Origin of the sequence: Streptomyces tateyamensis, from assembly GCF_003205575.1 — a bacterium.
In the GTDB taxonomy this organism is placed as follows: domain Bacteria; phylum Actinomycetota; class Actinomycetes; order Streptomycetales; family Streptomycetaceae; genus Kitasatospora; species Kitasatospora tateyamensis.
The window spans coordinates 222-10951 of record NZ_PYBW01000011.1 but is presented as its reverse complement, the minus strand read 5'-3'; the positions used below and the strand labels follow the sequence as shown (position 1 = coordinate 10951).

The window sequence follows — 10730 nt, the reverse complement described above, 5'->3', positions numbered from 1 at the left end:
GTGACCGGCCCTGCGGCGTGGTGAGGGGTGGTCAGTCCTCGCCGAGGTAGGACTTGCGCACGGATTCGTCGCGCAGGAGTTCCTGGCCGGTGCCGGTGAGCACGATGGCGCCGGTCTGCATGACGTAGCCGCGGTCGGAGAGGGAGAGGGCGGCCTGGGCGTTCTGCTCGACGAGCAGGATGGTGGTGCCGGCGGCCTTGAGGTCGACGATGGTGGCCATGATCTTCTGCATCATGATGGGGGACAGGCCCATGGAGGGCTCGTCCAGCATCAGCAGCTTGGGCCGGGACATCAGCGCCCGTCCCATGGCGAGCATCTGCTGTTCGCCGCCGGAGAGGGTGCCGGCGGCCTGCTTGCGGCGTTCGCCGAGGATGGGGAAGAGCGTGTAGGCGCGCTCGATGTCCTCGGTGATGCCGGGAGTGTCGCGGCGCAGGAAGGCGCCGAGCAGCAGGTTCTCCTCGATCGTCATGCGCGGGAAGATGTGCCGGCCCTCGGGGGAGTGGGCCAGGCCGAGCGAGACGATCTTGTGGGCGGGGATGGCGGCCAGCGGCCGGCCGTCGAAGGTGACGGTGCCGGCGGTGGGCTTGAGCAGGCCGGAGAGGGTGCGCAGCGTGGTGGTCTTGCCGGCGCCGTTGGTGCCGATGAGGGTGGTGACGGAGCCGTCCTCGACGGTGAAGCTGATGCCCTTGACGGCTTCGATCTTGCCGTAGGCGACGCGGAGGTCGGTGACCTCGAGGAGTGCGGTGGTCATTCGGTCGTCTCCGTGGGCTGCTCAAGGGGGGTGCCGAGGTAGGCGGTGATGACGCGTTCGTCGTTCTGGACGGTCTCCCGGTCCCCCTCGACGATCTTCTGACCCTGGACCAGGACGGCGGTGCGGTCGCACAGGTTGAAGATGAACTTCATGTCGTGCTCGATGACCAGGATGGCGATGCCGCGGTCGCGGATGGCGAAGACGAGTTCTTCGGCGGCGCGGGTCTCCTGGGGGTTCATGCCGGCGGTGGGCTCGTCCAGCAGCAGCAGGCCGGGTTCGCTGGCCAGGGCGCGGGCGATCTCCAGCTTGCGCTGTTCGCCGTAGGGCAGGTTGCGGGCGAGGTGCTCGGCCTTCGCGGCGAGCCCGACGAATTCCAGCAGTTCCATCGCCTTGGCGCGGCTGTCGGCTTCGGCGCGCCGGTAGCCGGGGCCGCGGACCAGGGCGGAGAAGAGGCCCTCGCGGGTGCGGCTGTGCCGGCCGACCAGGACGTTCTCCAGCACGGTCATGTTGGCGAAGAGGCGGATGTTCTGGAAGGTGCGGGCGATGCCGGCCTGGGTGACCAGGTGGGGTTTGGGCGGCAGGACGTTGCCCCGGTAGGTGACGGTGCCTTCGGTGGGCACGTACAGGCCGGTGAGGCAGTTGAAGAAGGTGGTCTTGCCGGCGCCGTTGGGGCCGATCAGGCCGATGATCTCGCCTTGGCCGACGGTCAGGTCGACGTTGCTGACGGCGGTGAGGCCGCCGAAGCGCATGGTGACGCCGCGGACGTCGAGCAGTGGCGTGCTGGTGGTGGTGCTCATGGTCACGCCCCTGCCTGGCTGAGGGAGACGGAGTCTTCGGATCCTGCGGCTTGGGCGGGGATGTCGCTCTGGTGGAACTCGGCCTGGCGGCGGCGGTTGGCGACGATGCCCTCCGGGCGGAAGCGCATCAGGACGATCAGTGCGACGCCGAACGCGAGCAGCTGGTAGTGCTGGAGGAAGGTGAGCTTCTCGGGGATGAGGTAGAGCAGCGAGGCGCCGAGCAGGGGGCCGCTGACGGTGCCCATGCCGCCGAGGACGACCGCGGCGAGCAGGAAGGCGGAGTTGGGGGCGGTGGAGCCGGCGAAGACGTAGGGGGTGGGGACCACGTTGTAGGTGACGTGGGCGCTGACGGTGCCGGCCAGGCCGGCGAGGGAGGCGCCGAGGGCGAAGGCGACGAGCTTGGTGCGGAAGCCGTTGATGCCCATGGCTTCGGCGGCGGTCTCGTCCTCGCGCAGGGCGATCCAGGCGCGGCCGATGCGGGAGTTGCCGGCTCGGCTGAAGACGGTGACCACGACGAGGGTGACGATCAGCATCAGGAAGAAGTAGTTGGCGAACCGCCCGATGGTGATGGAGCCGAGCTGGTGGGCGCTGCCGAGGTTGAAGCCGAAGATGCTGACGTCGGGGATCTGGGCGATGCCGTCGGGGCCGTTGGTGATCTTCGGTCCTGACTTGCCGTCGAGGTTGTTGACGGCGATGTGGAAGATCTCACCGAAGCCGATGGTGACGATGGCCAGGTAGTCGCCGCGCAGCCGCAGGGTGGGCGCACCGATCAGGACGCCGAAGACGACCGAGACGGCGGCGCCGATCAGGGCGGCGAGCAGGAACGGGACGTGTGCGCCGCGGAAGGGGGAGAAGACGGAGCCGGAGATGAGTGCGGCGGTGTAGGCGCCGACGCCGAGGAAGGCGACGTAGCCGAGGTCGAGCAGGCCGGTGAGGCCGACGACGATGTTCAGGCCGAGTGCGACGGTGGCGAAGATGAGGATGTTGACGCCGAGGTTGGCGTACTGCTCGCTGCTCTGGGTGAGCGGGAAGGCGGCGGCCGCGAGGAAGGCGGCGGCACTGGCCCAGGGGCGGCGGCGGGCGAACAGGGCGGAGGCGCGGGCGAGCAGTCCGGCCTGGGCGTAGGCGCCCGCGCTGAAACCGATGACGAGCAGGAAGCCGACGAAGAGCTCGCCGTACTCGGTCTCGATGCCGTAGGTGAAGACGTACAGGCCGGCGGCGGCGATGGCGGCGATGACCAGCAGTTCCTGCCAGAGCGGGCGGGCCTGGGCGGGGGTCGCCTCGCGGCGGTCGCCGGGCAGCGCGAGGGTGCCGTAGAGGGCGGGCAGCACCGCGATCCCGGCGACGAAGCCGCCGGGCTCGAGGTTGGCCAGGCCGCCCAGCTCGCCGGAGATGGCACCGAGCGTGTACCAGGTGACGGCGAGGGCGCCCAGGGCGAGCAGGCGCAGGGCGCGGGTCTGGCCGGCCGGGGCCAGCCAGCCCAGGCCCCGGAGCTGGTAGGCGCTGAGGGTCTGGAGCAGCAGCAGCAGGCCGGCGGTGAGGGTGAGCACCTGCAGACCGCCGGGGTAGCCGGCGACGGTGAGGTCGCCGGGGAAGCGGTCGGTCCAGGTCCAGGAGAGGAAGCAGGACGCGATGGTGAGGACGGAGCCGAGGAGGGTGAGCAGCCGGGCCAGCGGGGCGGGCACGGTGCCTTCGAGGGCGCGCAGGGCGGTGGCGAGGTCCTCGCGCCGCCGGATCAGGTTGACGGTCATCTCTGGTTCTCCTCCGTCCTCAGGCCCGGTCCGCTACGCGTTCACCGAGGATGCCCTGCGGTCGCAGCAGCAGGACCAGGATGAGCAGTACGAACGCCCACACCGAGGACCAGGCCTGGCCGCCGAGCTGGTGCAGACCGGGCACGTTGGCGATGTAGGCGGTGGCCATCGCCTCGGTGAGGCCGAGCACCAGGCCGCCGAGCATGGCGCCGTAGACGTTGCCGATGCCGCCGAGGACGGCTGCGGTGAAGGCCCGGAGGCCGGCTTCGAAGCCCATGTCGAAGCTGACCTGGCCGTAGCGCAGGCCGTAGCAGATGGCGGCGACGGCGGCGAACAGGGCGCCGACGCCGAAGGCGATGGCGATGATCCGGTTGGTGTCGATGCCCATCAGCTGGGCGGTGTCCGGGTCCTGGGCGGTGGCCTGCATGGCGCGGCCGGTGCGGGACTTCTGGACGAAGACGGCCAGGATCACCATGCACAGCGGTGCGGCGAGCAGGGTGAACAGGTCGCCGGACTGGAAGCTGATGCCGGCGACGTGCCAGGGGCCGCTGGCGATCTGCGGGAAGACCCGCGGGCTGGTGGCGTTGGGGTAGAGGTTGTGCACGGCCTGCTGCAGCGCCAGCGAGAGGCCGATGGCGGCGATCAGTGGGGCGAGCCGGGGCGCGGTGCGCAGCGGCCGGTAGGCGAAGCGTTCGGCGCCGAGCGCTATCAGTACGGCGACGAGCGCGCCGCCGATCAGCATCAGCGGCAGCGCCAGCCACATGCTGGTGCCGTGCGGCAGCATGAGGTAGACGGTGAGCGCGCCGAAGCCGCCGGTCATGAAGATCTCGCCGTGGGCGAAGTTGATGAGCTGCACGATGCCGTAGACCATCGTGTAGCCAATGGCGATGAGCCCGTAGGTCGAGCCTAGGAACAGGCCGTTGGCGAGTTGTTGCGGCAGGGTGTGCACCGCAGCCTCCATGTCGCTGTGCTGGCGTCTCGGGGGTGAAGGGGACGCGGGGCCGCTCGCGCGGGTGGCGCGGGCGGCCCCGGGGGTTACTGAGTGCGGGTCAGGTCAGCCGTTGTAGGTGCCGGTCTTGACCGAGGCCCACTTGCCGGCCTTGACCTGGTAGACGGTCAGCTGCTTGTTGGTGGTGTCGCCGTACTCGTCGAAGGAGACGTGGCCCGCGATGCCGTCGAAGTCGGACTTCTGCACGGCGTCGACGACCTTGGCGCGGGCGTCGCTGGGCAGCTTGCCGCCGTTGGCGGACACGGCGCTGCCGATCGCCTTGATGATGGCGGTGGCGGCGTCGTAGGAGTAGCCGCCGTAGGTGCCGTAGTCGCCCTTCATGCCGGAGGCCTTGTACTTGGCGATGAAGTCCTTGGCGCTGTCCAGGGTGTCGATCGGCACGCCGACGGAGGTGACCAGGTCGCCCTCGCTGCCGGGGCCGGCGGTGGAGATGTAGGTGTCGGAGAACATGCCGTCGCCGCCGAACAGCGGGATGTTGGCGCCGGCCGCCTTGAGCTGCTTGGTCAGCAGCGAGGACTCGTCGTACTGGCCGCCGTAGTAGAGCAGGTCGGCGCCGGAGTCCTTGATCTTGGTGACCAGGGTGGCGAAGTCCTTGTCGCCGGTGGAGACGTGGTCGGTGCCGGCGATGGTGCCGCCGTCCTTGGTGAAGGAGTCCTGGAAGATGGCGGCCAGGCCGGCGCCGTAGGTCTGCTTGTCGTCGACGACGAAGGCCTTCTTCTTGCCGCTGTCGGTGGCGTACTTGGCGGCGAAGGCGCCCTGCAGCGCGTCGGTGGTGGCGGTGCGGAAGTAGGTCTTGAAGCCGCGGACCTTCTTGCCGGTGCCCCAGTCCGGGCCCTGGGTGAGCTTCGGGTTGGTGTTGGAGGGCGAGATCTCGACCAGGTTGGCGGTCGCGAAGACCTGCTGCATCGAGGCGGCCACACCGGAGTTGAGCGGGCCGACGACGCCGAGCACGCTGTTGTCGGCGACCAGCGTGGTGGCGTTCTGCTGGCCGGTGGCGGGCTGGGCCTGGTCGTCCAGGGCCTTGACCTTGAAGGTGACGCCGGGGACGGTGTGGTTCTTGTTGGCGTCGTCCACGGCGATCTGCACGCCGCCCTGGATGCCGAGGCCGGTGGCCGAGTTCTGGCCGGACAGCGGCGCGTCCACGGCGATGGTGACGACGGTGCCAGCCGAGGAGGTGTCGCCGGACTTGGCGCCGCCGCGCGAGCCGCAGGCGGTGACGGTCAGGGCGCCGGTGAGGGCGATGCTCAGGACGAGCAGTGAACGATGACGCACGAGGGTCCCCTTCTGGTGTGAAGGCTGCGGGCCGTGGTCGGCCGGCCGCCAGGTCGCGCGCTGGGGCAGCCCGAAGTGCTTGACCCGGTCCGGTGGCGCGGTGACTGGCCGTGACTCTAGAGCGCCGCAGGCCACCAGGGCAGGGGTGTGGGCCTGCTGTGATTCTTCCGTTATGAGCACAGCAGTCATCTGTCTCAGATGGTGGACTTTTGCCTCGGTGCGGCGGCCGGGTTGCCCTGCCGTGACGGCTTGCTGGCCTGAGTAGAGCCTTAAAGGGGACAGCTAGTGGACGATCCGTCCGATTTTCGGACGAAGGTGTTCGGATCGGCTGTGCCGGTCACTCGCGTCCGTTATCCGGACTGGACGCAGTCCGGCGGCCGCCGTGACGCAGTCCGGCGCTGATCGGGAGTGCACCCGGCGTTGATTGCGCCGATGTTACACAGCGTTACAGGGGGGAGAACGTGGCTCCGGACAGGACAAGGCCCCCTCGTCGGCCAGACCTGCCCCGTGCGGGCGGTGGCCAAACGAGGGGGCCGGTGCGGGCGGGGTACCCCTACAAGTCCCGCAGCGCACAGGTGAGTCGGCAGCTGGTCAGGCGGCGGCCGGTGTCGTCGGTGACGGCGATCTCGAAGGTCGCCGCGGTGCGGCCCTTGAAGACGGCGGTGGCCACCCCGGTGACCAGGCCGGAGGTGGCCGAGCGGTGGTGCGTGACGTTCAGGTCGACACCCACCGCGTAGCGGCCGGGGCCCGCGTGCAGCATCGAGCCGATCGAGCCCAGGGTCTCGGCCAGGGCCGCCGAGGCGCCGCCGTGCAGCAGGCCGTACGGCTGCTGGTTGCCCTCCACCGGCATGGTGCCCACCACCCGGTCGGCGGAGGCCTCCACGATCCGGATGCCCATCTTGTCCCCGAGGGTGCCGCCGGAGAAGGTGCCCGGGTCCACGCCGAGCTTGGCGAAGTGGTCGAGCACGTCCTGCGGGACGTCGAGCTTGAGGGGGGCGGTGCCGGAAGCGGGCAGCTCGGTCATCCGTGGTCTCTCCTGCCGTTCGAGGGTGGGCCGCGGGGGCGGCCCTTTCGTGATCGTACGACCGTCGGGTCGCAGCGTGGCCGGTCGGGGGATGTCGGTGCGGCGCCCTAGGATCGGTGGCGGCAGTTGGAGTCGGCAAGAACGGGACGTTGACGTGGCGACGCAGGGCGCGAAGCAGGGCACGCAGCAAGACGGCAGCGGGACCACCCGCCCCAGGCTGATGCTGCTCGACGGGCACTCGCTGGCCTACCGGGCCTTCTACGCCCTGCCGGTGGAGAACTTCAACACCTCCACGGGGCAGCCGACCAACGCGGTCTACGGCTTCGCCTCGATGGTGTCCAACACCGTGCGGGACGAGGCGCCCAGCCACCTCGCGGTCGCCTTCGACGTCTCCCGCAAGACCTTCCGCTCCGCCGAGTTCCCCGACTACAAGGCCAACCGGGCCAAGACGCCGGACGAGTTCCGCAGCCAGGTCGGCCTGATCGGCGAACTGCTGGACGCGATGCACGTGCCGCGGCTGGCGCTGGAGGGCTTCGAGGCCGACGACATCATCGCCACCCTGGCCACCGCCGCCGAGGCGGCCGGCTTCGAGGTGCTGATCGTCACCGGCGACCGGGACGCGCTGCAGCTGGTCACCGAGCACACCACCGTGCTCTACCCCACCAAGGGCGTCTCCGAGCTGACCCGGTACACCCCCGAGAGGGTCGCCGAGAAGTACGGGGTGACGCCCCGTCAGTACCCGGACCTGGCGGCGCTGCGCGGCGACCCCTCCGACAACCTGCCCGGCATCCCCGGCGTCGGCGAGAAGACCGCCGCCAAGTGGGTCAACCAGTTCGGCTCCTTCGAGGAGTTGGTCGCCCGGGCCGACGAGGTCAAGGGCAAGATCGGCGAGAAGCTGCGCGAGCACCTGGACGCGGTCAAGCGCAACCGGGTGCTCACCGAGCTGGTCCGCGACGTCGAACTCCCGCTCGGCGTCACCGACCTGGCCCGGGTGCCGTTCGACCGCGAGGCGGTCGGCCAGCTGATGGAGTCGCTGGAGTTCCGCAACCCCAACTTCCGCGAGCGCCTGTTCGGCCTGGACGTCGGCGCCGCCGAGGAGCCGGCCGCCGTCGCCCCCGGCATCGAGGTGGCCGGCGAACTGCTCAGCGAGGCGGGCGCACTGGCCGCCTGGCTGGCGGCGAACGCGGGCTCGACGGTGGCGCTGGCCACCCTCTACCAGTGGACGCTGGGCGCGGGCACCGTCCAGGAGGTGGCGCTGGCCACCGGCGAGTCGGCCGCCTGGTTCGACCCCGCCGAGCTCGCCGAGCAGGACGAGCGGGCCTTCGCCGACTTCCTGGCCGACCCCAAGCGCCCCAAGGCGCTGCACATCGCCAAGCAGGTCGTGCGGGCCTTCGCCGAGCACGGCTGGACGGTGGCCGGGGTGGGCGCCGACACCGCGCTCGCCGCCTACCTGGACAAGCCCGGCCGGCGCACCTTCACGCTGGACGCGCTGGCCGAGGAGTACCTGGGCCGCTCGCTGAGCCCGGCCGCCGCCGCCGAGAGCGGCCAGCTCTCCTTCGACGCCCCGGAGGAGGACCCGGCGGCCGGCGCCCGCGCGCTGATGGTCCAGGCCCGCACCGTGCTGGATCTGGCCGAGCACTTCGAGGCCCGGCTCGCCGAGGTCGGCGCGGTCGAGCTGATGCACGACATGGAGCTGCCGATCGCCGCCCTGCTGGCCCGGATGGAGCGCACCGGCATCGCCGCCGACCGGGCCTGGCTCGAGTCGCTGGAGCAGCAGTTCGCCGCCGAGATCCAGCGCGTGGTGGAGGAGGCGCACACCGCCGCTGGGCGCCCGTTCAACCTCGGCTCGCCCAAGCAGCTGCAGGAGATCCTGTTCGGCGAGCTCAACCTGCCCAAGACCAAGAAGATCAAGACCGGCTACACCACCGACGCCGACGCGCTGACCTGGCTGGCCACCCAGACCGACAACGAGCTGCCGGTCGTGCTGCTGCGCCACCGCGACCAGGCCAAGCTGCGCACCACCGTGGAGGGCCTGCTCAAGACGGTCTCGCCCAGGGGCCGGATCCACACCACCTTCAACCAGCTGGTGGCCGCCACCGGCCGGCTCTCCTCCCAGGACCCGAACCTGCAGAACATCCCGGTGCGCACCGAGGAGGGCCGGCTGATCCGCCGCGCCTTCGTGGTCGGCGAGGGGTACGAGTCGCTGCTGACCGCCGACTACTCGCAGATCGAGCTGCGGATCATGGCCCACCTGTCCGAGGACGAGGCACTGATCGAGGCCTTCGCCAGCGGCGAGGACCTGCACACCACGGTGGCCTCCTCGGTCTTCTCGGTGGCCCCCGCCGCGGTGGACGCCGAGATGCGGCGCAAGATCAAGGCGATGTCCTACGGCCTGGCCTACGGGCTGTCCGCCTACGGGCTCTCCCAGCAGCTGGGCGTCAAGCCGGCCGAGGCCCAGGGCCTGATGGACACCTACTTCGAGCGGTTCGGCGGCGTGCGGGACTACCTGCACCGGGTGGTCGAGGAGGCCCGGGCCACCGGGTACACCGAGACCCTGCTGGGCCGGCGCCGCTACCTGCCCGACCTGACCAGCGACAACCGCCAGCGCCGCGAGATGGCCGAGCGGATGGCCCTCAACGCCCCGGTCCAGGGATCGGCGGCGGACATCGTGAAGATCGCCATGCTGCGGGTGGACGAGGAACTGACGAACGCTCGGCTGAAGTCCCGGATGCTGCTCCAGGTGCACGACGAAATCGTCCTGGAACTGGCCCCCGGCGAGCGCGAGCAGGTCGAGGCCCTGGTCCGCGAGGGCATGGCCGGCGCCTACGCCCTGCGCGCCCCCCTGGACGTGTCGGTCGGCGTCGGCCCGAACTGGGAGGCGGCGGCGCACTGAGCGGGCGCAGCGCACGCTCCGCACCCTCGCCGGCGGTACAACTGAGGTAGGACCGTGCCGCCTGCGAGGAGATGAGGGCGATGTTCGCACGCTTGAGCACCCACCAGGGGGAGCCGATCGAGGCGGAGGTCGATCTGGCGGCCGGCAGTGCGCTGCCGATCGAGCAGTTGCGGGGCAGTGCCGGCTTCTGCGGGGTGTACTTCCTGGCCGACCGGGCCTCCGGGCGCACGCTGACGCTGACCCTGTGGGAGGACGAGGCGGCGCTGCGCGACAGTGAGGCGACCGCCACCCGGATCCGCAAGGAGAGCGACCAGCGGGAGCGGACGGTGACCCTGTCGGTGGAGCGGTTCGAGGTCGGGTTCGCGGACCTGGCGCAGGGGTGAGTGGCCGTCAGCGGCGCGGGTTGGTGCGCCGGGTGGGCTCGGCCGCGGTCGGGTCCTCGGGCCACGGGTGGCGCGGGTAGCGCCCGCGCAGCTCGGCCCGCACCGCCCGGTAGCCCTCGCGCCAGAAGGAGGCCAGGTCCCCGGTGACGGCGGCCGGCCGCCCGGCGGGGGAGAGCAGCTGCACGGTGACCGGCACCAGGCCGCCGGCCAGCGCCGGGGCCGCCTGCCAGCCGAACAGCTCCTGCAGCTTGACCGACAGCACCGGCCGCTCGCCCGTGTAGTCGACCCGGATCCGCGAGCCGCTGGGCACCGTGATCCGCTCCGGCGCCAGCTCGTCCAGCCGGCCCGCCTCGCCGGTGCTCCACGGCAGCAGGCGCTGCAGCGCGGCGGTGGTGTCCAGCCGTTCCAGGTCGGCCCGGCGGCGGGCCCGGGACAGCTCCGGCTCCAGCCACCGCTCGGCCGCCGCCAGCAGGGCCGGCTCGCTGACGTCCGGCCACGGCTCGCCGAGCACCCGGTGCAGGAAGGCCAGCCGCTCGCGCAGCGCGCGCCCGGCCTCGGTCCAGCGCAGCAGCTCGCCCACCCCCTCGCGGGCCAGCCCGGCCAGCAGCGCCGCCCGTACCAGCGCCGGGTCCGGGGCGGCCAGCGGCTCGCTGCCCAGCTCCAGCGCGCCCAGCGCGGTCAGCCGACGGGCCGTCAGCTCGCCGCGCCGGCTGCCCGGCGCCACCGCCCAGTGCACCTCCTCCCGCTCGGCGAGCAGGTGCGCGGCGGCGGTGCGCGCGGTGGCCTCGTCGATCACGGCGGCCCGCCGGATCCGGGCCGAAGCGGCGCCGGCCGGGCGGTCGGCCACCGC

The 10730-nt window shown here is 71.4% G+C and carries 9 protein-coding genes; 2 read left to right on the top strand and 7 right to left on the bottom strand.

Features of this window, described 5'->3' with window-relative positions; genetic code table 11:
* Positions 1-31 precede the first annotated feature (31 nt).
* From C7C46_RS02785 to C7C46_RS02760, 6 genes are all read right to left on the bottom strand, one after another.
* Positions 32-751, bottom strand: coding sequence for an ABC transporter ATP-binding protein (locus C7C46_RS02785; protein WP_110665252.1), 720 nt, complete (start codon positions 749-751; stop codon positions 32-34).
* The gene (locus C7C46_RS02780) at positions 748-1548 is read right to left on the bottom strand and encodes an ABC transporter ATP-binding protein (RefSeq protein WP_110665510.1); all 801 of its coding nucleotides are present in this window, start codon (positions 1546-1548) and stop codon (positions 748-750) included. The genes C7C46_RS02785 and C7C46_RS02780 overlap by 4 nt, the downstream gene beginning before the upstream one ends.
* A gap of 2 nt (positions 1549-1550) precedes the next feature.
* Positions 1551-3299, bottom strand: a complete 1749-nt coding sequence (locus C7C46_RS02775) for a branched-chain amino acid ABC transporter permease (protein ID WP_110665250.1) — start codon at positions 3297-3299, stop codon at positions 1551-1553.
* Between the two features lie 19 nt (positions 3300-3318).
* Positions 3319-4248: a branched-chain amino acid ABC transporter permease gene (locus C7C46_RS02770; protein WP_110665247.1), complete on the bottom strand. Its 930-nt coding sequence runs from the start codon at positions 4246-4248 to the stop codon at positions 3319-3321.
* Positions 4249-4353: 105 nt separating this feature from the next.
* Complete coding sequence (locus tag C7C46_RS02765; protein ID WP_245984061.1) at positions 4354-5580, bottom strand: branched-chain amino acid ABC transporter substrate-binding protein; 1227 nt, start codon at positions 5578-5580, stop codon at positions 4354-4356.
* A 553-nt stretch (positions 5581-6133) separates the two neighbouring features.
* Positions 6134-6604 carry a PaaI family thioesterase gene (locus tag C7C46_RS02760; protein WP_110665242.1) on the bottom strand — a complete coding sequence of 157 codons (471 nt, stop codon included), beginning with the start codon at positions 6602-6604 and terminating at the stop codon, positions 6134-6136.
* Positions 6605-6824: 220 nt separating this feature from the next.
* On the opposite strand from C7C46_RS02760, the gene polA reads away from it, so the two are divergent.
* Both polA and C7C46_RS02750 read left to right on the top strand, forming a co-directional pair.
* Positions 6825-9497, top strand: a complete 2673-nt coding sequence (gene polA / locus C7C46_RS02755; RefSeq protein ID WP_110665509.1) for a DNA polymerase I — start codon at positions 6825-6827, stop codon at positions 9495-9497.
* 80 nt (positions 9498-9577) lie between these two features.
* The gene (locus tag C7C46_RS02750; RefSeq protein WP_110665240.1) at positions 9578-9880 is read left to right on the top strand and encodes a hypothetical protein; all 303 of its coding nucleotides are present in this window, start codon (positions 9578-9580) and stop codon (positions 9878-9880) included.
* Between the two features lie 7 nt (positions 9881-9887).
* Here the strand turns inward: C7C46_RS02750 and C7C46_RS02745 are convergent.
* Positions 9888-10730: ATP-dependent helicase C-terminal domain-containing protein (locus tag C7C46_RS02745; protein WP_281278513.1), on the bottom strand; the 843-nt coding region annotated here is incomplete at its 5' end.